The sequence below is a fragment of the Pseudomonas sp. GW460-LB5 genome, from assembly GCF_059423245.1.
Genome location: NZ_JBWKXT010000007.1, coordinates 1 through 19,738 on the forward strand (window position 1 = coordinate 1; position 19,738 = coordinate 19,738).

Sequence of the window (19,738 nt, forward strand, 5' to 3'; positions counted from 1 at the left end):
CTGCTTCGCAGCCCGTTCGCGACACAAGGCCGCTCCTACACAGGAACTGCATCGCTTTCGAGACCTGTGTCGATTCTGCCTGGTGCCATTCGACTACCCATGAAAGCAGCCACCGGGCTGCCAACAGGAGAGTCCCCATGCGCAAACTCATCGTAGCCGCCTTCATCAGCCTCGACGGCGTGATGCAAGCTCCCGGCGGCCCGCAGGAAGACACCAGCGGCGGTTTCGCCTACGGCGGCTGGATCGTGCCCTACGCCGAGGAAGTGTTTGGCCAGGCCATGCAGGCATTGTTCAGCCAGCCCTTTGAGCTGCTGCTGGGCCGGCGCACCTACGACATTTTTGCCGGCTATTGGCCAAACATCAAAGACAACGCCGAAGACTTCTCCATCGCCAACCTGTTCAACAGCGTGCCCAAACATGTGGCCACCCACACCCCTGCCACCCTCGACTGGCACAACAGCCACGCCCTCGGCGCGGACATCGCCGCTGCAGTACGCTCGCTCAAGCAACGGGACGGCGCCAACCTGCTGACCCAGGGCAGCGCCGAACTGGTGCAGCAACTGCTGGCGGCAGACCTGGTAGATGAACTGCAACTGCTGATCCACCCGCTGCTGCTCGGCCAAGGCAAACGCCTGTTCGGTCATGACGCAGCAGCAGCGGCCTTTACCTTGCAGCAGTCGCAAGTCTCGCCCAAGGGCGTGATCATCAGCCGCTACGTGCGCGCAGGCCAGGTGCAGACCGGTTCATTCGACACGGTGTAATCCCATACAACTTTTGCCCCGCGCAGGCATCGAAACACAGGAAGCCCCTATCCGCTCCAAGGAGGTCAACCATGGCGCTGCGCACTACGCTGCTGCTTTCCTGCATGACCCTGGCGCTGCTCGGCTGCGCCGGCAACGATCAACCGGCACCGCCGCGCACCCAGCAGGTCGACCTGCAACGCTACCAGGGCACCTGGTATGAACTGGGCCGGCTGCCGATGTTCTTCCAGCGCAACTGCGTGCAGTCCGAGGCGCACTATGGCCTGCGCCCGGATGGCCGGATCGACGTGACCAACCGCTGCAAGGAAAAGGACGGCCAGTGGAACGAAGCCAAGGGCATCGCCGAGGCCCAGCAGCCGGGCAGCACCGACAAGCTGTGGGTGCGCTTCGACAACTGGTTCAGCCGCCTGGCACCGGGCCTGACCAAGGGCGAGTACTGGGTGCTGTATCACGACAAGGATTACCGGGTGGCGCTGGTGGGCCACCCCAACCGCGAGTACCTGTGGCTGCTTTCACGCACGCCTGCGGTCACCGACCAGCAGCGCGAGCAACTGCTGACCATCGCCCGGGAGCAAGGTTATGACACCAGCAAGCTCATTTGGCGGCAGGGAGACTAGCAGGCCGTCGACGGCAGGCCGCAATGCGGCTAAGGTGTGCGCCCGTCATACCTCGAAGGAGCGAGCACATTGATCACCTGCCACGTCAAATACATCGTCGACCCTTACCAGCTGCCTGCGTTCGAGGCCTATTCACGCCAGTGGATAGGCCTCGTCACGCGCATGGGCGGCCAGCATCACGGCTACTTCCTGCCTGCTGAGGGCGCTAACAACATCGCGTACTGCCTGTTCAGCTTCCCCAGCCTGGCGGCCTACGAGCAGTACCGCAGACAGGCTGAAACCGACCCGGAATGCATCGCTGCAGTAGCCACAGCTACAGAGCAACGCTTCATCCTCAGCTACGAGCGCAGCTTCCTGAAACCGCTGCTGGGCTGAATCAAGGAGGTTGCACATGGACCTGCTGTTCCTCGGCACCTGCGCCGGGGTGCCCACCAAGGCACGCAATGTCAGCGCCACGGCGGTGATCGAAGCCAGTGGCAGCGGCTGGTACCTGGTCGACTGCGGCGAAGGCACCCAGCACCAGCTGCTGCGCACCCCGCTGTCGATCCGCGACCTGCGCGCCATTTTCATCACCCACGTGCACGGCGATCATTGCTTCGGCCTGCCCGGCCTGCTGGCCAGTGCCGGCATGAGCGGGCGTACGCAGCCGCTGGAACTGATCCTGCCCGCCGCGCTGCATGACTGGGTACGCCAGGGCCTGGCCGCCAGCGATACCTTCCTGCCGTTCGAACTGCGCCTGCTGGCCGTGGAAGATCTGGTCGAATGGCGCAACGATACTCTGCAGGTAACCACCGTTCAGCTGTCACACCGCGTTCCGAGCGTCGGGTTCATATTCACCGAACTCAACCCCGAACCGCGCCTGGACATCCCCCGCCTGGAAGCCGAAGGCATACCGCGTGGCCCGCTGTGGGGCGAGCTGGCCAGGGGTTTGGCGGTGCAGCATGGCGAGCAGTTGCTGAATGGCAACGACTACCTGCGCCCTTCCCGGCCACCGCGGCGGGTGATCGTGTGCGGCGACAACGATACCCCCGAGCTGCTGGCCGACGCTGCCCAAGGCGCGGATGTGCTGGTGCACGAAGCCACGTTCACCCAGGCCGTGGTCGAACGCACCGGGATCACCTTCGGCCATAGTACTGCAGCGGCGGTGGCGCGCTTTGCCGAAGCGGCGGGCGTGCGCAACCTGGTGCTGACGCATTTCAGCGCCCGCTACCAGAGCGACCCAAGGCGCAGCCCGAATATCGACAACGTGCGTGACGAAGCCCTCGTCCACTACAGCGGGCACCTGACCCTGGCGCAGGACCTGCAGCGCTATCACCTTGGCCGGGATGGCTGTCTTGAGCTGACCGGATGAATTAACATGGCCGGTTTTTCCAAAAGGACTTGGTCATGCAACGCATCGTGATTCTGGGCAACGCCGGCAGTGGCAAATCGACCCTGGCCCGGCAGATCGGCGCCCGCCTGGGGGCGTCGGTGGTACACCTTGACACGTTGTTCTGGGAGGCCGGCTGGGTAGAGCCGGATGCCGAGACCTTTCGCAGCCGGGTACGCGATGCGGTTAGCGGGCAAGCGTGGGTATGCGAGGGCAACTACAGCCGCCGCACCTTCGACCTGCGCTTGCCACGGGCCGACCTGGTTATCTGGCTGGATACACCACGGTTGACATGCCTGAAGCGGGTCATCCTGCGCAGTGTGCTGAACAAGCCACGGCCAGACCTGCCGGCTGGGTGTACCGAGCGGCTGGACCGGGCGTTTCTGACCTTCCTGAAGTTTGTGTGGACGTTCGACCGGGGCTATCGGCCAGGTATCGAAGCCAACCGCCAGGCAATCGGCCCGCAGGTGCCGGTTGTGCATCTGCGTGGTGACCGGCAGATTGCGGCGTTTGTGGAAGGCCTCACACAACCAGCACCAGCAGCGCGGTCCCTGTAGGAGCGGCCTTGTGTCGCGATCGGGCTGCACAGCAGCCCCAGCGATATCAGCGTTTACTTCCAAACCCTGGGGCTGCTGCGCAGCCCGATCGCGACACAAGGCCGCTCCCACAAAAAGCGCGGTCGCCTGATGCCCGAGGTGCTAGGCCGCCAAGCGCCCGCTGGCAATCGCCTCCGACGCCGCCAGCATCGCCCGCAGCAACACTGAACAACCCGCCGCCAGGTCATCAGGCGTGGCGTTCTCGATTTCGTTGTGGCTGATGCCGTTTTCACAGGGCACGAAAATCATCCCCGCCGGCCCCAGTTCGGCCAGGAAGATTGCGTCATGCCCCGCGCCACTGACAATGTCCATGTGCGGCAACCCCAGCGCTTGCGCTGAAGCGCGCACGGCATCGACACAGCCTTTGTCGAAGTACAGCGCAGGGAAGTCAGCCGTAGGCACCAGTTCATGGCTCAAGCCATGTTTGGCACAGGTCGCTTCGATCACCCCACGCACCTCGGCAATCATCGCATTCAGCTGGTCACCTTGCAGATGGCGGAAGTCCAGGGTCATACGCACCTCACCCGGAATGACGTTGCGCGAGCCCGGATAAGCCTGCAGGCAGCCCACCGTCCCACAGGCATGGGGCTGGTGGCCGAGGGCGGTACGGTTGACCGCCTCCACCACGGCGGCCGCCCCCACCAAAGCGTCCTTGCGCAGGTGCATGGGTGTCGGTCCCGCATGGGCTTCAACGCCGCGCAGGGTCAGATCGAACCACTTTTGGCCGAGGGCGCCGAGGACCACACCGATGGTTTTGGCCTGGTCCTCAAGGATCGGGCCCTGTTCGATATGGGCTTCGAAATAAGCCCCAACCGGATGGCCCAGCACCGCGCGCGTACCGGCGTAGCCGATGGCGTTCAAGGCTTCACCCACGCTGATACCCTGGGCATCGCGCTTGGCCAGGGTTTCCGCCAGGCTGAACTTGCCGGCGAACACGCCTGAACCCATCATGCACGGTGCAAAGCGCGAGCCCTCTTCGTTGGTCCACACCACCACTTCCAGCGGTGCTTCGGTTTCCACGCCCAAATCGTTCAGCGTACGGATCACCTCCAGCCCGGCCATCACCCCGAAGCAGCCATCGAACTTGCCGCCCGTGGGCTGGGTGTCGATATGGCTGCCGGTCATCACCGGGGGCAGCTTGGGGTTACGCCCCGGGCGGCGGGCGAAGATGTTGCCGACGCCGTCGACACTGACCTCACACCCGGCCGCCTCGCACCACTGCACGAACAGGTCGCGGGCCTGGCGGTCGAGGTCGGTCAGGGCCAGGCGGCAGACACCGCCCTTGGCGGTGGCACCGAGGCGGGCCAGGTCCATCAGCGATTGCCACAGGCGGTTGCTGTCGACGTGCCGGGCGGTGGTTTCAAGCATCTCTTTGACTGGGGTCACGGGTTTCTCCTTCAGGCTTTTTTTGTGGTCGGTGCGGGCCTCTTCGCGGGTGAACCCGCTCCCACAGCCAAACCGGCGAGAACGTAGTACAGCGCGCCGCCCAGCAGCGAGCCGGTAAACCAGCCGTAGTCGTAGAACCAGCTGAAACTGCTGTTGCCAATCGCCAGTAACGTCAGCCCCACGGGCAAGGCAAAGGCGGCAAACCCGGCCCAGTTCCACGCCGGGTAGACGTCATCGCGGTACAACCCGGCCAGGTCCAGCTGCTGCCGACGGACCAGGAAGTAGTCCACCACCATGATCCCGGCAATCGGCCCGAGCAGGCTGGAGTAACCGAGCAGCCAGTTGGAGTACACGCTCTCCAGGCTCAGGTCCGAGACAATCAGGCCCAGTTTCTTAAGCAGTTCATGGCCCATCAGCGCCAGGCCGATAAAGCCGGTCAGCCATACCGCACGGCTGCGCCCGATCAGGCGTGGGGCAATGTTCTGGAAGTCGTTGGTCGGCGACACGATGTTCGCCGCCGTATTGGTCGACAATGTGGCAATCACGATCAGCGCCATGGCCAGGGCCACCCAGAACGGGCTGTGGATTTTGCCGATCAGGCTGACCGGGTCGGACACCGTCTCGCCCACCAAAGACGCCGACGCGGCGGTCAGCACCACACCCAGCGAAGCGAACAGGAACATGGTCAGCGGCAGGCCGAAGATCTGCCCAAGAATCTGGTCTTTCTGGCTACGTGCGTAACGGCTGAAGTCGGGAATATTCAGCGACAAAGTGGCCCAGAAGCCGACCATGGCCGTAAGCCCGGCGCAGAAGTAACTGACCACGCTCGCCCCTTCCGGCCGCTTGGGCGGTTGCGCCAGCAGCTCGGTCATCGACATGTGCGGCAGGGCCCAGAACAGCAGCCCGACACCCACCGCCACCAGCAGCGGTGCCGAGAGCGTTTCCAGCCACTTGATCGACTCGGCGCCGCGCAGCACCACCCACAGGTTCAGGCACCAGAAGATCATGAAGCCGATCACCTCGCCAGTACCGGCCAAGGCCTTCCAGCCATCGAACACCGAACCCAGGAACAGGTGAATGGCCAAGCCGCCGAACAAGGTCTGGATACCAAACCAGCCACAGGCAACCACGGCGCGGATCAGGCACGGTACGTTGGAGCCCAGGATGCCGAACGACGAACGCAGCAGCACCGGGAACGGGATGCCGTACTTGGTGCCTGGGAAGGCGTTGAGGGTAAGCGGGATCAGCACGATCACGTTGGCCAGCAGGATCGCCAGCAGCGCTTCGCCAACGCTCAGGCCGAAGTAGGCGGTGAGCACGCCACCCAGGGTGTAGGTGGGTACGCAAATGGACATGCCCACCCACAGGGCAGTGATGTGCCATTTGTTCCAGGTGCGCTGGTGCACCTTGGTCGGCGCGATGTCGTGGTTGTAGCGCGGGCTGTCGAGGACATCACTGCCCTCGGACAGCTCAAACAGGCCATCCTGCTCGACCACTTCCGATCTGCTCTGTTGCATGGGCCCTTCTCCAGATTTTCTTGTAGTTGTTTGCTCATCGGGCTAATTCGATGGCCGGAGTACACACGCGTATTGGTGCTTAGAAATCTTGACCAGAATTCCATCTTGTCAAGTCAGTCAATAACCCCTGAAACCCCCGAAGTCAGCAGGTCAATAAAAATTAAGTGTTAAATTTCAAACAGTTAAAAACCACAAAAATAATAGGAAAGTTTTCTTGAAGATTCCCAAATCAGCATCTAGCCTCGAATCTTGTCAGGTCTGACAGGATTAACCGCCCTGCCTGCCCTGCACCCGAGACAATTCCAAGAACCGGCCCAGACCGGTCAGCCTGCGAGGAAAAACGGCATGTCCCTGTTGATCCGTGGCGCCACCGTGGTCACCCACGAAGAGAGTTACCCCGCCGATGTCCTGTGTGTCGATGGCCTGATCCGTGCCATCGGGCCAAACCTCGAACCGCCCACCGACTGTGAAATCCTCGACGGCAGCGGCCAGTACCTGATGCCCGGCGGCATCGACCCGCATACCCACATGCAGTTGCCATTCATGGGCACCGTGGCCAGCGAGGATTTCTTCAGCGGCACCGCAGCGGGCCTTGCCGGCGGCACCACGTCGATCATCGACTTCGTCATCCCCAACCCGCAGCAGTCATTGCTGGAGGCCTTCCACACCTGGCGCGGCTGGGCGCAGAAGAGCGCCAGCGACTACGGCTTCCACGTTGCCATCACCTGGTGGAGCGAACAGGTGGCTGAAGAAATGGGCGAACTGGTAGCCAAGCATGGGGTGAACAGCTTCAAGCACTTCATGGCTTACAAGAATGCAATCATGGCCGCCGACGACACCCTGGTGGCCAGCTTCGAGCGCTGCCTGCAACTGGGTGCGGTGCCCACCGTGCATGCCGAGAACGGCGAACTGGTGTACCACCTGCAGAAAAAACTGCTTGCCCAGGGCATGACCGGACCAGAGGCCCACCCCCTTTCGCGCCCTTCACAAGTGGAAGGTGAAGCGGCCAGCCGCGCCATCCGTATTGCCGAAACCATTGGTACGCCGCTGTATGTGGTGCACATTTCCAGCCGTGAAGCACTGGATGAAATCACCTATGCACGCGCCAAGGGCCAGCCGGTTTACGGCGAAGTCTTGCCCGGCCACCTGCTGCTGGACGACAGCGTCTACCGTGACCCGGACTGGGCCACTGCCGCTGGCTACGTGATGAGCCCGCCGTTCCGCCCGCGCGAGCACCAGGAGGCGCTGTGGCGCGGCTTGCAGTCGGGCAACCTGCACACCACGGCCACCGACCACTGCTGTTTCTGCGCCGAACAGAAAGCCATGGGCCGCGACGACTTCAGTCGCATCCCCAACGGCACCGCCGGCATCGAAGACCGCATGGCGGTGCTGTGGGATGCCGGTGTCAACAGCGGGCGCCTGTCGATGCATGAGTTCGTTGCGCTGACCTCCACCAACACGGCAAAAATCTTCAACCTTTTCCCACGCAAGGGCGCCATCCGCGTGGGTGCTGACGCCGACCTGGTGCTGTGGGACCCGCAGGGCACTCGCACTCTATCGGCCCAGACCCACCACCAGCGGGTGGACTTCAATATCTTTGAAGGCCGCACCGTGCGCGGGGTCCCCAGCCACACCATCAGCCAGGGCAAGGTGCTCTGGGCCGATGGCGACCTGCGCGCCGAGGCCGGGGCGGGGCGGTATGTGGAACGGCCGGCGTATCCGTCGGTGTACGAGGTGCTGGGGCGACGCGCCGAACAGCAGCGCCCGACGCCCGTTCAGCGCTGAGGCCATTGGGGCTGCTGCGCAGCCCATCGCCGGCAAGCCAAATATAATAAAGAGAGAGGCTACAACCGTGATCGACGCCCTGAACCACTTGCCGCGCCCCCGGGCCGGCGCCGACCAGCTGGCCGAGCGCTTCAGCGACCTGGCCCCACCCCTCACCGCTCGCCAGGCCGCCGTCGAAAGCGCGCGCTGCCTGTACTGCTATGACGCCCCCTGCGTCAATGCGTGCCCAAGCGACATCGACATCCCGTCGTTCATCCACCGCATCAGCGATGAAAACCTGCAAGGCGCCGCCGAGCGCATCCTTTCGGCCAACATCCTGGGTGGCAGCTGCGCCCGCGTGTGCCCCACCGAAATCCTCTGCCAGCAGGCCTGCGTGCGCAACAACGCGCAGGAATGTGCACCCGTATTGATCGGGCAGTTGCAGCGCTACGCCTTGGACAACGCGCATTTCACCGAGCACCCGTTCACGCGCTCACCGGCTACCGGCAAGCGCATCGCCGTGGTCGGCGCCGGGCCTGCCGGGTTGTCCTGCGCCCATCGCCTGGCCATGCACGGGCATGACGTGGTGGTGTTCGAGGCCCGCGACAAGGCGGGCGGCCTCAACGAGTACGGCATTGCCCGCTACAAGCTGGTCGACGACTACGCCCAGCGGGAAGTGGAGTTCCTGCTGGGCATTGGCGGCATCGAAATACGCCATGGCCAGCGCCTGGGCGGCAACCTCAGCCTGGGCGAACTGCGCGACCAGTACGATGCGGTGTTCCTCGGCCTCGGCCTGAATGCCGTGCGCCAGCTAGGCCTGCCAGACGAGGAAGCACCCGGCCTGCTCGCCGCCACCGAGTACATCCGTGAACTGCGCCAGGCAGCCGACCTGAGCCAGCTGCCGCTGGCCGACCGCTGCCTGGTCATCGGCGCCGGCAACACGGCCATCGACATGGCGGTGCAGATGAGCCGCCTGGGCGCCCGCGACGTCAACCTGGTGTACCGCCGTGGCCACGCCGACATGGGCGCCACCGGCCACGAGCAGGACATCGCCAAGGCTAACCAGGTGCGCCTGCACACCTGGGCGCGCCCCGACGCCGTGCTGCTGGATGACGCCGGCAAGGTGCGCGGCATGCGCTTTGCCCGCACCGAACTAATGGACGGCCGACTGCGCGACACTGGCGAAACCTTCGAGCTGCAGGCCGATGCCATCTTCAAGGCCATCGGCCAGCGCTTCGACGATGCCTGCCTCGTCGACCCGGTGGCTGCACAACTGGCCCGGGACGGTGAGCGCATCCGCGTTGACCACACCCTGCAGACCAGCTTGCCGGGCGTATATGCCGGCGGCGACTGCACGGCCCTGGGCCAGGACCTCACTGTCCAGGCTGTGCAGCACGGCAAGCTGGCCGCCGAAGCCATCCATGCCCAACTCATGCTCAACGTGGAGGCAGCGTAAATGGCCGACTTGTCTATCGTATTTGCCGGCATCAAGGCACCCAACCCTTTCTGGCTGGCTTCCGCACCGCCAACCGACAAGGCCTACAACGTGGTCCGCGCCTTTGAGGCTGGCTGGGGCGGCGTGGTCTGGAAAACCCTGGGCGAGGACCCGGCAGCGGTCAACGTGTCGTCGCGCTACTCGGCGCACTACGGCGCCAACCGCCTGGTGCAGGGCATCAACAACATCGAGCTGATTACCGACCGTTCGCTGGAAATCAACCTGCGTGAAATCACCCAGGTAAAGAAGGACTGGCCCGACCGGGCATTGATCGTGTCGCTGATGGTGCCGTGCGTCGAGGACTCGTGGAAGTTCATCCTGCCGCTGGTAGAGGCCACCGGTGCCGATGGCATCGAGCTGAACTTCGGCTGCCCGCACGGCATGCCGGAGCGCGGCATGGGTGCGGCGGTCGGCCAGGTGCCTGAGTATGTGGAGCTGGTCACCCGCTGGTGCAAGACCTACTGCTCGCTGCCGGTGATCGTGAAGCTTACACCCAACATCACCGACATCCGTCAGTCGGCCCGCGCCGCCCACCGTGGCGGGGCCGATGCGGTGTCGTTGATCAACACCATCAACTCCATCACCAGCGTCGACCTGGACCGTATGGTGGCCCACCCCATCGTTGGCGACCAAAGCACCCATGGCGGTTACTGCGGCTCGGCCGTAAAGCCGATTGCCCTGAACATGGTGGCAGAAATTGCCCGCGACCCGCAGACGCGTGGCCTACCGATCTGCGGCATTGGCGGCATCGGCAACTGGCGTGATGCGGCGGAGTTCATGGCCCTGGGCAGTGGCGCCGTCCAGGTGTGCACGGCAGCGATGCTGCATGGCTTTCGCATTGTCGAGGACATGAAGGACGGCCTGGCGCGCTGGATGGACCAGCATGGGCATCGCACCCTCGAGGCGTTCCGTGGCCAGGCGGTAGGGCACACCACCGACTGGAAGTACCTGGACATCAACTACAAATCGGTGGCGCACATCGACCAGGACGCCTGCATTGGCTGTGGGCGCTGCCACATTGCCTGTGAGGACACCTCACACCAGGCCATTGCCAGCACGCTGAAGGCAGATGGCACCCATGCCTACAGCGTGATCGAGGAGGAATGCGTGGGCTGCAACCTGTGCCAGATCACCTGCCCGGTTGAAAACTGCATCGAGATGCAGGCGCAGGATACCGGCAAACCGTACCTGAACTGGACACAGGACCCGCGTAACCCCTACCGCGAGGCCAGTTGAAGCAATGGGGGCTGCTGTGCAGCCCTTCGCGGGCTTGCCCGCTCCCACAGGTTTTGCGCGGGCCCTGTGGGAGCGGGCAAGCCCGGGAAGGGCCGCACAGAGGCCCCCCATCGCCGGGTCAAGGCTCCAGCCCGATCCCCCGCAAGATCACGCTGGTCACCGTTTGCACCGCACTCTCGAACGCCATGTCCGACAGCATCTCGCCGCCATTGAGCAACTGCACCTGGTAACCGAAGTCGGCATAGTGCTGGGTGGACGCCCAGATCATGTACAGCAATGCCGACGGTTCAACCGGCAGAATACGCCCCTCCTCCACCCAACGGCGGATCTTGGCTTCTTTCAATTTCGCCCAGGGCACCAGGCTGTCATCCAGGTTCACCCCAAGCACAGGCGCCCCGTGCAGCATCTCTTCGGCCCAGATCTTCGAGCCCAGTGGCCGCGAGCGCGAATGGCCCATCTTGGCCCTGATGTAGCTGGTCAGCACCACACGCGGGTCGTCGAAGTTCTCGAAGCACAGTGCGTCCTGCTTCCACACATCCAGCAGGTCCTGCAGCACCGCGCGGAACAGCTCGTCCTTGGTGCTGAAGTAATAATGCAGGTTGGAGCGCGGCAATTCGGCCTGCTCGGCGATATCGCCCATGGACGTGGCGCCATAACCTTTGTCGGCGAACACCTTTTCCGCCGCCTGCAAAATTTTCTCTATATTGCGTCGGCGGATTTCGATCTTGTGGTTGGCCATCAGGCTTGGGCCGTCCACACCGCCAGTTCATAGCCATCCGGGTCGATGAAATGGAAGCGACGCCCGCCTGGAAAGGCAAAGGTCGCCCGGCTGATTGTCGCCCCGGCGGCCTCGACCCGCTGCTGTGTGGCATCGAGGTCGTCGGCGTACAAGATGACCAATGGCCCGCCCGGGCGTACTGGCTCGCCGGTGGTGAAGCCACCGGTCAGCCGGCCGTCACTGAACTCGGTATAGGCAGGCCCATAGTCGGTGAACGCCCAGCCGAACACGCTGCCATAGAAGGCTTTGCTGCTTGCGATGTCGCTGACATTGAACTCGATGTTGTCGATCTGCCGGTCAGTACCGCGAATGCCCATGTGTGCTCCGTGCCGTAGGGGTTTGGCCTAGTCTACTCCGGTCGTTTCACACTTTTATATCAGGCGGCCTGAAACATCCGTGTGATTACAGGCTGATGGCGATGGCTTGATGCGTCACCCATTGGTTGCGATCAGAAGCACGTCTATCCGCAACTCGCCCGGTCCCGCACCGGGCACTGTGCGCGATGAAGATTAAGTGCGGTGTTGATGATGCCGATATGGCTGAACGCCTGGGGGAAGTTGCCGAGCATGCGCTGGCCGGCCGGGTCGTACTGTTCCGCCAGCAAGCCAAGGTCGTTGCTCAAGCCGGTGAGGTGCTGGTACAGCGCTTCGGCTTCAGCCTGGCGCCCCAACAATACATAAACGTCTGCCAGCCAGAACGAGCACACCAGGAAGGTGCCTTCCCCCGGCGTCAGGCCGTCGCTGCAGCTGTCACTGTCGTAGCGCATCAGCAGGCCGTTCTTCAGCAGGCGCTGTTCGACCTGCTCCAGCGTGCGCAAAAAGCGTGGGTCATCTGCGGGCAAGAAGCCAGTCAGGGCGATCTGCAACAGGCTGGCATCCATCTCGGACGAGCCGTACGCCTGAACAAAAAACCGGCCACTGGGGTCCAGGCCTTTCTCGCAAACTTCGCGGTGAATGTCGTCAGCCACCTGGCGGTAATGGTCCCCGCGCTCGCGGCCTTCTTCAGTGGTGTCGGCCAACCCTGCGGCACGGTCGAAGGCGACCCAGGCCATCACCTTGGAGTGCACGAACTGTTGCCGGCCGCCGCGCACTTCCCAGATGCCTTCGTCCGGCTCGCGCCAGATGCCTTCGACGTAAGGCATGATCAGGCGGGAGATGGCGGCGCTGCGCGGATGGCGCGGCAAGCCGCCCTTGATCGCCTGGGACATGGCATCGGCCAGTTCGCCATAGATGTCCAGCTGCATCTGCTGCGACGCGGCATTGCCTACCCGCACGGGTTGCGAATGCTCGTAACCGGCCAGCCACGGCAAAGTGTATTCCTGCAGGTCACGCTCGCCGGCCAGGCCATACATGATCTGCATCTGCTCGGGGTTGCCGGCCACCGAGCGCAGCAGCCATTCGCGCCAGGCCTGGGCTTCGTCAAAGTAGCCGAGGTTCATGAAGGCCAGCAGTGTCATGGTGGCATCGCGCAGCCAGCAGAAGCGGTAGTCCCAGTTGCGCTCCCCACCCACACGCTCGGGCAGAGAGGTGGTGACCGCGGCGACGATACCGCCGGTGGGGGCGTAGGTCATGGCCTTGAGGGTGAGCAACGAGCGGCGCACCAGGGCGGTGTATGGCCCTACCTGCGGGCAGCGGGTGGCGAAGGCCTGCCACTGCTCGACGGTTTGGGCAAAAGCCTGGTCGATATCGCAGTCGGGCTGCACGGGCAGGTGCGAGGGTTGGTGACGCAGGCTGAAGATTTGGCGCTCGCCCGTGCCAACACGAAAGCGCGCGACGGTATGGTGGTCGAGTGCATGCGGGGGGACGGTGCTGCACAGGATCAGCCGGTCAGGGCCGGCAACGGCGCTGAGGGTCAGTGGGGCGAGCCGTTCCACCCATGGCACACTGCGACCGTAGTCGAAGCGCATGACCAGGTCCATTTCAAAATTGGTTTCGCCACTGAGACCCTCGACGATCCGCACCACCGAATTGACTTCGCCCAGCGGCATGAAGTCGAGCACCCGGGCACGGCCGGTGGCAGTGACCCAGGTGGTTTCCAGCACGAGGGTGTCGTCCAGGTATTGGCGGCTGCTGTGCTCGACGGGGTCGCAGGGGGCCACGCGCCAGCGGCCGTTTTCTTCGTTGCCCAGCAGGGCCGCAAACACGGCGGGGGCGTCGAAGCGTGGCAGGCAGAGCCAGTCGAGCGAGCCATCGCGGCTGACCAGGGCGGCGCTGCGGCAATTGCCCAGCAGGGCATAGTCTTCGATGTGGGCAGGCATTGAGTCTCCTTTCGGTTGAACCGGTTTGTTGCCTGTGCCGGCCGCTTCGCGGGGCAAGCCCGCTCCCACAGGTACTGCACACGGCTTAAGTGCAGTAGGGTTCCCTGTGGGAGCGGGCTTGCCCCGCGAAGCGGCCGGCACAGGCAACCCAGCTTGATCAGGTCAGCCCAAGCGGTGCCACTCGCGCTTGTCGCGGGTCAGCAATTCATTGCCAGCGTCAGGCCCGTCTTCACCGGCCGGGTACTGATGCACCTCGCCATCCTGGGCCCAGGCATCGAGAAACGGCTGCACCGCTCGCCAGCCGTTCTCGATGTTGTCAGCCCGCTGGAACAGGGTCTGGTCACCGGTCAGGCAGTCGTAAATCAGCGTCTCGTAGCCGGTCGCCGGGGTCATCTTGAAGAAGTCTTTATAGGCAAAGCCCAGCTCCACATTCTCCATCACCAGCTCCGGCCCTGGCCGTTTGGCCTGCAGGTCGAACCACATGCCTTCGTTGGGCTGAATCTGGATTTTCAGGTAGTTGGGCTTGGGCCGCTCCAGCTCCGACTCGCGGAACTGCGCATACGGCGCGGGCTTGAAGCAAATGGCAATTTCGGTGTCGCGCACGCTCATGCGCTTGCCGGTGCGCAAGTAGAACGGCACGCCGGCCCAGCGCCAGTTGTCGATCATCACCTTCAGCGCCACGTAGGTTTCGGTCTGGCTGTCAGGCGCTACATTGGGCTCCTGCCGATAACCGGGCAGCGGCTTGCGCCCCTGCTTGCCGGCACTGTACTGGCCGCGTACCGAGTTCTTCAGGGCCATTTTCGCCGACCATGGGCGAATAGCACCGACCACCTTGGCCTTTTCGCCGCGCACCGCGTCAGCCCCGAACGCAGCCGGCGGCTCCATGGCCACCATCGCCAGCAACTGGAACAGGTGGTTGGGAACCATGTCGCGCAGGGCCCCGGTGCTGTCGTAGAACGCACCACGGGTTTCGACGCCGACCGTTTCCGCAGCGGTGATCTGCACGTGGTCGATGTAGTGGTTGTTCCAGAAGGATTCGAACAGGCCGTTGGAGAAGCGGCTGACCAGAATGTTCTGCACCGTCTCTTTGCCCAGGTAATGGTCGATACGGTAGATCTGCCGTTCGCCCATCACTTTCAACAGGCAGGCGTTGAGCGCCTCGGCGCTGGCCAGGTCGGTGCCGAATGGCTTCTCGACCACGACGCGGCGAAAGCCGCCGCCAGACTCGTCGAGCAAGCCGGCCTGCCCCAGGCGCTGCGCCACCTCGGGGAAGAAACGCGGCGAGGTGGCCAGGTAGAAGATGGCATTGCCGTGGCTGGTTTTGTCGATGCGCTTGGCGAGGGCCTGGTAAGTGGCCGGGTCGAGGAAATCGCCCGTCTGGTAATCCAGGCGCTTGGCCAGGCGTGCCCAGAGCTTTTCGTCCAGGCACTTGGCGCTGCCCTCGCCGCCTTTATCCCGCTCGAGCATGAACGCATGCAGGCGCTCTGCAAATTCCTCGGCGCTGGCCGGGTTGTGGTCCACGCCAACGATGCGCAAGTTGCGGTCCAGCAAACCGTCGCGGCTGAGGTTGTACAGCGCCGGCATCAGCAGGCGCTTGACCAGGTCGCCATTGGCGCCAAACAGGAACAGGGTACAGGGAGGTGCGGCTGGAATGGTCTGTTTGGTCATTCGCCTTTCTTCTCGACGTGGCCACCGAAGCCCAGGCGCATGGCCGAAAGGATCTTGTCACCATACGTGCCCTGCTGCTGGCGCGAGCGAAAGCGCGCAAACAGTGCGCTGGACAGCACCGGCACCGGCACCGCCTGCTCAACGGCGGCATCGATGGTCCAGCGGCCTTCGCCACTGTCGGATACCGAGCCACTGAACTGCGACAGCTGCGGGTCGGCCACCAAGGCATCGGCGGTGAGGTCGAGCAGCCATGAGGTTACCACGCTGCCACGCCGCCACACCTCGGCGATCTCGGCCACGTTCAGGTCAAAGCGCTGGTCTTGCGGCAGCTCGTTGCCGCCTTTGCTGCGCAGCAGGTCGAAGCCTTCGGCATAGGCCTGCATGAGGCCGTACTCGATACCGTTATGCACCATTTTCACGTAGTGCCCGGCGCCGGGTGGGCCCGCGTGGATATAGCCGTGCTCGGCGCGCTGATGCTCGCCGCTGCGGCCATGAGTACGCGGGATGTCACCCACGCCCGGGGCCAGCGCCTTGAACAGTGGCTCCAGGCGCTCGAACACGTCCTTTTCGCCGCCGATCATCATGCAGTAGCCACGGTCCAGGCCCCATACGCCGCCAGAAGTGCCGACGTCCAGGTAATGCAGGCCGCGTTTTGCCAGCTCGGCAGCACGGCGCATGTCGTCCTTGTAGAAGGTATTGCCGCCGTCGATGATCGCATCGCCCGGTTCCAGCAGGTCAGCCAACTGCGCGATGGTCTGCTCGGTGGGCTCGCCGGCCGGCAGCATCACCCACACTGCGCGTGGGGCTTTCAACTTTTGTACCAGCGCACCAAGGTCGTGCGCGCCTTGGGCACCCTCGCCCTCCAGCCCGGTAATGGCCTCGCGGTTGCGGTCGTGCACCACGGTGCGGTGGCCGGCGCGCATCAGGCGCCTTGCGATATTGCCGCCCATGCGGCCCAGCCCGACGATTCCCAATTGCATGAGCCGATGCTCCCTTACGAAATGGATGACAACACAGTCCAGCGTTTCAGATTAGTCCAGCCTGCCGCCCGAGGGTTCAGCGACGAACGGCAAGACCACGATAAACAAAAAAGTTCCCACCAACTGCAAAAGAATTCAGAATGCGCCCCGCGTGAAGCGTCTACGCTTTGACTTGTCACCAGCCAAAACCGCGAGGTGTGCTCATGGGTACCTTGATGCCTGCAACCCCAACCCAGACACTTTATGTCTCCGTGCGCCGTGATGAGCTGCGTAAACTGAAAGACGAACGTGACCAGTTGCGCCAACAGGTCGCCCAGTTGAACCTGTTGCTGGCGCAACAACGTGATGGCGAAAAGGCTGTAAGCCTCTGATCGATTTCTTCAAATCAGGTTTCTGGTAATGCGCAATCGCAACTCACTATGGCTGTGCCAGCTGGCTGAATCTGAGACGGATAATCCGTGATTTTTTGTTTCACGAATCCTTTCCCGTACATGCAAGGCTAGCCATACCTGATCGCTCGGTTTAATCCGCTTGTGGGCATCAGCAAGTCGATGCTGCAAAACAGATAGGGTTTCGAGCTGAGCATTGACCTCACGAGGATTTTGCGGCGAAAAAACCCTCACATCCATAATGTCGCGTTCAAGACGCTGAATTTCCTCGAACGTTGTTTGAACGTGACTCGCACCGCTACCTCCCGAAGGCGCCCCAAAAGAGAGATCTGAACTCCGCTTAACTGAACCGGGTTCGCTTAGGGTAGTAGCGGTGATTGAATCTGTTCGGCGTCCTGGCGACCTGCCGGAGTTGCCAAAAATGCTGGCTACACCCCGTTTCAACCATTTGAAGAAATGGCCTGAGGGGTCCAGGCGATTCACCGGGTCGTTAGCGCAGTAGGCGTATGCGTTCGCCCCCCCTTTGCCGAACGGACTGAGCGTATCGGGTGAGTTAAACCGCATAAGTTCGGGCTTATATCCCCGATACCCGTTACCGAGCAGGTAAAATTTTGAGTGCAAATCCCTGTGTTGAGCGTTGAAGCTCAGAGATGAGTCGAGCCACACAGAGTATCCATAGGGTGCATAAGGGATGCCTGAAGAGTGCTTATGCACTGAGGTCAGCTGATCAATTTTTTCCATGACCTTCGTCCTAGGGGAGATCGGCACAATGGTGGTGCCCTAGCCCTGAATGACACAACTGTCAGAAATGCCAGCCAAGGGATTCACTGCGCGTAGAGAATCCAATGCCATGATGACCGGGTTGTCCACGATGAAGAAGTGACTTGCTGCTAGCACCATCATGGTGCGTTACCCCACCCTAGCCACAATTTGGCGCATCCTCCAAACACCCCGCACTGCCTTCGCCCACCTCTTTTCACATCCGGTCACATACGCCAACGTTTGCGTCTATTCCGCGCATGGCAATAGTGACCAATGGGTCACCTTTTTATCTTTTTCTCTCCTACACTCGGGTTTCGGCCCGCCATTTGCTCAACGGAAGAGCGACGAAAAAAAGTCGAACTTTCGCAAACGCCGGCAGGTCAGGAACTAAGTAGGCCAAACGCAAGGGACATTCCCTGGCTCGGCCCACCCATCCCAACCAGTCCAATCGCCTTCGGCCGGAGTGCTGATCGCGTTGTGCCTGCGCGCACGAACCTGGGGCATGGAACGCACTACGCAGAATTCAGAAACAGAGAGAACCAACACGCAATATCGTCACGGGTGCCAGCACCCGGTCAAGCATAGGGACGGAGAGAAGTATGATCAGTGCCGCTGTCGAGCCTCACGTAGATTCATTCAAACCGGACAACCGCGAGCCGCTCACCCCGGATTTCGCCACGACAGGCAAGGCACCCGGCGCCCAGCGCCAGCACAACCCGAACATGCGCAAGATTCTGTTCGTGACCTCGGAAATCGCAGACCTGGTGAAGACCGGCGGCCTGGGCGACGTGTCCTCCGCCCTGCCCCGCGCCCTGGCCCACCTGCACGATGTGCGGGTGCTGATCCCTGGCTACCGGCAGGTGATGGAAAGTGACAACCCGATCCACATCGTGGGTGAGCTAGGCGGCCACGCGGCCCTGCCGCCGTGCAAGATCGGGCGTATGGACATGGCCGACGGCCTGGTCATCTATGTGCTGATCTGCCCCGAGCTGTACCAGCGCGACGGCACACCCTATGGTGCCAACAATGGCCGCGACTGGCCCGACAACCACATCCGCTTCGCACGCCTGGGCCTGGCTGCTGCCGAAATCGCAGCTGGCGAAGGCAAGATCCACTGGACGCCAGAAGTGGTGCACGCGCATGACTGGCCCGCGGGCCTGGCCCCGGCCTACATGCATTGGCGCGGGCTGAACACGCCCACCCTGTTCACCATCCACAACCTGGCCTACCAGGGTGTGTACAGCCGAGGTTGCAGCCCGGAGCTGGCGATTCCCGATCACGCCATGCAGCAGGAAGGCATGGAGTTCTACGGCAAGCTGTCGTTCCTCAAGGCTGGCCTGGCTTACTCCAGCCACATCACCACCGTCAGCGCCACCTATGCCCGGGAAATCACCACGCCGGAATTCGGCTGCGGCCTGGACGGTTTTCTCGCCAGCAAAGCCCAGCAAGGCCTGCTTGGCGGCATCCCCAACGGCATCGACGAAAGCTGGGACTCGGCCACCGACAAACACCTGCAACACAACTTCAGCATCAACGACTGGGAAGGCAAGGCGCGCAACACTCATGAGGTACGCGAGCTGTTCGGCCTGGAGGAATCCGAAGGCCCGTTGTTCGCCGTGGTGTCACGGCTGGTCTATCAGAAAGGCCTGGACCTGACCTTGGGTGTGGCCGACTACATCGTCGAACAAGGTGGGCAGATCGCGATCATCGGCCGTGGCGAGCCGGAAGAAGAACAGGCCATGCGCGAGCTGGCGCTGCGCCACCCGGGCCGCATCGGCGTGCGTATTGGCTTCAACGAGACCGACGCCCGGCGCATGTTCGCCGGCAGCGACTTCTTGCTGATGCCATCACGCTATGAACCTTGTGGCCTCAGCCAGATGTACGCGCAACGCTTCGGCTCGCTGCCGGTGGCGCGCAATACCGGTGGCCTGGCCGACACCATCGAGTGCGGCGTCACGGGCTTTCTGTTCAACGAGTCGACCGTGGAGAGCTACCGCGAGGCACTCAGCCGCGCCTTCTATGTGTACGGCAAGAAGGACTTGCTGAACGCCATGCGCTGCCTGTCGATGACCCAACCCTTCAACTGGTGCCAGGCGGTTGAGCCCTACGCCCGCCTTTACGAGGACCTGGTCAAGCAGGCACAGCTGAGCCATTACTGAGCGA

18 protein-coding genes are annotated in these 19,738 nt (G+C 62.9%); 10 read left to right on the plus strand and 8 right to left on the minus strand.

Translation table 11 applies throughout. The features are described 5' to 3' along the window. Positions 1-137: 137 nt before the first annotated feature. From AC07XM_RS06650 to AC07XM_RS06670, 5 genes are all read left to right on the plus strand, one after another. Complete coding sequence (locus AC07XM_RS06650; RefSeq protein ID WP_016488140.1) at positions 138-761, plus strand: dihydrofolate reductase family protein; 624 nt, start codon at positions 138-140, stop codon at positions 759-761. Between the two features lie 71 nt (positions 762-832). Further along, positions 833-1,378, plus strand: coding sequence for a lipocalin family protein (locus tag AC07XM_RS06655; protein WP_016488141.1), 546 nt, complete (start codon positions 833-835; stop codon positions 1,376-1,378). A gap of 69 nt (positions 1,379-1,447) precedes the next feature. Then, the gene (locus tag AC07XM_RS06660) at positions 1,448-1,753 is read left to right on the plus strand and encodes an NIPSNAP family protein (protein ID WP_016488142.1); all 306 of its coding nucleotides are present in this window, start codon (positions 1,448-1,450) and stop codon (positions 1,751-1,753) included. 16 nt (positions 1,754-1,769) lie between these two features. Beyond that, positions 1,770-2,729, plus strand: coding sequence for an MBL fold metallo-hydrolase (locus tag AC07XM_RS06665; RefSeq protein ID WP_102688944.1), 960 nt, complete (start codon positions 1,770-1,772; stop codon positions 2,727-2,729). Between the two features lie 35 nt (positions 2,730-2,764). Then, the gene (locus AC07XM_RS06670; RefSeq protein WP_016488144.1) at positions 2,765-3,304 is read left to right on the plus strand and encodes a P-loop NTPase family protein; all 540 of its coding nucleotides are present in this window, start codon (positions 2,765-2,767) and stop codon (positions 3,302-3,304) included. Between the two features lie 141 nt (positions 3,305-3,445). On the opposite strand, the gene AC07XM_RS06675 is transcribed toward AC07XM_RS06670, so the two are convergent. Then, positions 3,446-4,711, minus strand: coding sequence for a Zn-dependent hydrolase (locus AC07XM_RS06675; protein ID WP_219735890.1), 1,266 nt, complete (start codon positions 4,709-4,711; stop codon positions 3,446-3,448). A 29-nt stretch (positions 4,712-4,740) separates the two neighbouring features. Next, the gene (locus AC07XM_RS06680; protein ID WP_016488146.1) at positions 4,741-6,246 is read right to left on the minus strand and encodes an NCS1 family nucleobase:cation symporter-1; all 1,506 of its coding nucleotides are present in this window, start codon (positions 6,244-6,246) and stop codon (positions 4,741-4,743) included. A 345-nt stretch (positions 6,247-6,591) separates the two neighbouring features. Here AC07XM_RS06680 and hydA point away from each other — a divergent pair, with 345 nt between their 5' ends. From hydA to preA, 3 genes are all read left to right on the plus strand, one after another. Further along, complete coding sequence (gene hydA, locus AC07XM_RS06685) at positions 6,592-8,031, plus strand: dihydropyrimidinase (protein WP_096426534.1); 1,440 nt, start codon at positions 6,592-6,594, stop codon at positions 8,029-8,031. Between the two features lie 67 nt (positions 8,032-8,098). Continuing rightward, a complete protein-coding gene (locus AC07XM_RS06690; RefSeq protein WP_102688946.1) occupies positions 8,099-9,466 on the plus strand; it encodes an NAD(P)-dependent oxidoreductase in 1,368 nt (455 codons plus the stop codon). After that, a complete protein-coding gene (preA, locus tag AC07XM_RS06695; RefSeq protein WP_023047434.1) occupies positions 9,467-10,741 on the plus strand; it encodes an NAD-dependent dihydropyrimidine dehydrogenase subunit PreA in 1,275 nt (424 codons plus the stop codon). Positions 10,742-10,859: 118 nt separating this feature from the next. Here the strand turns inward: preA and AC07XM_RS06700 are convergent, their stop codons facing one another. The 5 genes from AC07XM_RS06700 to gnd form a co-directional block, all read right to left on the minus strand. Then, positions 10,860-11,480: a TetR/AcrR family transcriptional regulator gene (locus AC07XM_RS06700; protein WP_024717560.1), complete on the minus strand. Its 621-nt coding sequence runs from the start codon at positions 11,478-11,480 to the stop codon at positions 10,860-10,862. Then, positions 11,480-11,836, minus strand: a complete 357-nt coding sequence (locus AC07XM_RS06705) for a VOC family protein (protein WP_023047436.1) — start codon at positions 11,834-11,836, stop codon at positions 11,480-11,482. Before AC07XM_RS06705 ends, AC07XM_RS06700 begins: the two co-directional genes overlap by 1 nt. Before the next feature lie 143 nt (positions 11,837-11,979). Beyond that, a complete protein-coding gene (locus tag AC07XM_RS06710) occupies positions 11,980-13,776 on the minus strand; it encodes a glycoside hydrolase family 15 protein (protein WP_070086567.1) in 1,797 nt (598 codons plus the stop codon). Positions 13,777-13,938: 162 nt separating this feature from the next. Next, complete coding sequence (zwf, locus tag AC07XM_RS06715) at positions 13,939-15,444, minus strand: glucose-6-phosphate dehydrogenase (RefSeq protein ID WP_095115628.1); 1,506 nt, start codon at positions 15,442-15,444, stop codon at positions 13,939-13,941. After that, entirely contained in the window at positions 15,441-16,424 is a 984-nt protein-coding gene (gnd, locus tag AC07XM_RS06720; RefSeq protein ID WP_016488154.1) for a phosphogluconate dehydrogenase (NAD(+)-dependent, decarboxylating), read from the minus strand. The genes zwf and gnd overlap by 4 nt, the downstream gene beginning before the upstream one ends. Before the next feature lie 203 nt (positions 16,425-16,627). On the opposite strand from gnd, the gene AC07XM_RS06725 reads away from it, so the two are divergent. Beyond that, positions 16,628-16,795 carry a DUF6026 family protein gene (locus AC07XM_RS06725; RefSeq protein WP_016488155.1) on the plus strand — a complete coding sequence of 56 codons (168 nt, stop codon included), beginning with the start codon at positions 16,628-16,630 and terminating at the stop codon, positions 16,793-16,795. Positions 16,796-16,804: 9 nt separating this feature from the next. Here AC07XM_RS06725 and AC07XM_RS06730 read toward each other — a convergent pair whose 3' ends face one another. Further along, the gene (locus AC07XM_RS06730; RefSeq protein ID WP_231995278.1) at positions 16,805-17,554 is read right to left on the minus strand and encodes an RHS repeat-associated core domain-containing protein; all 750 of its coding nucleotides are present in this window, start codon (positions 17,552-17,554) and stop codon (positions 16,805-16,807) included. Positions 17,555-18,174: 620 nt separating this feature from the next. On the opposite strand from AC07XM_RS06730, the gene glgA reads away from it, so the two are divergent. Continuing rightward, positions 18,175-19,734, plus strand: a complete 1,560-nt coding sequence (gene glgA, locus AC07XM_RS06735; protein ID WP_016488156.1) for a glycogen synthase GlgA — start codon at positions 18,175-18,177, stop codon at positions 19,732-19,734. Positions 19,735-19,738: the final 4 nt, after the last annotated feature.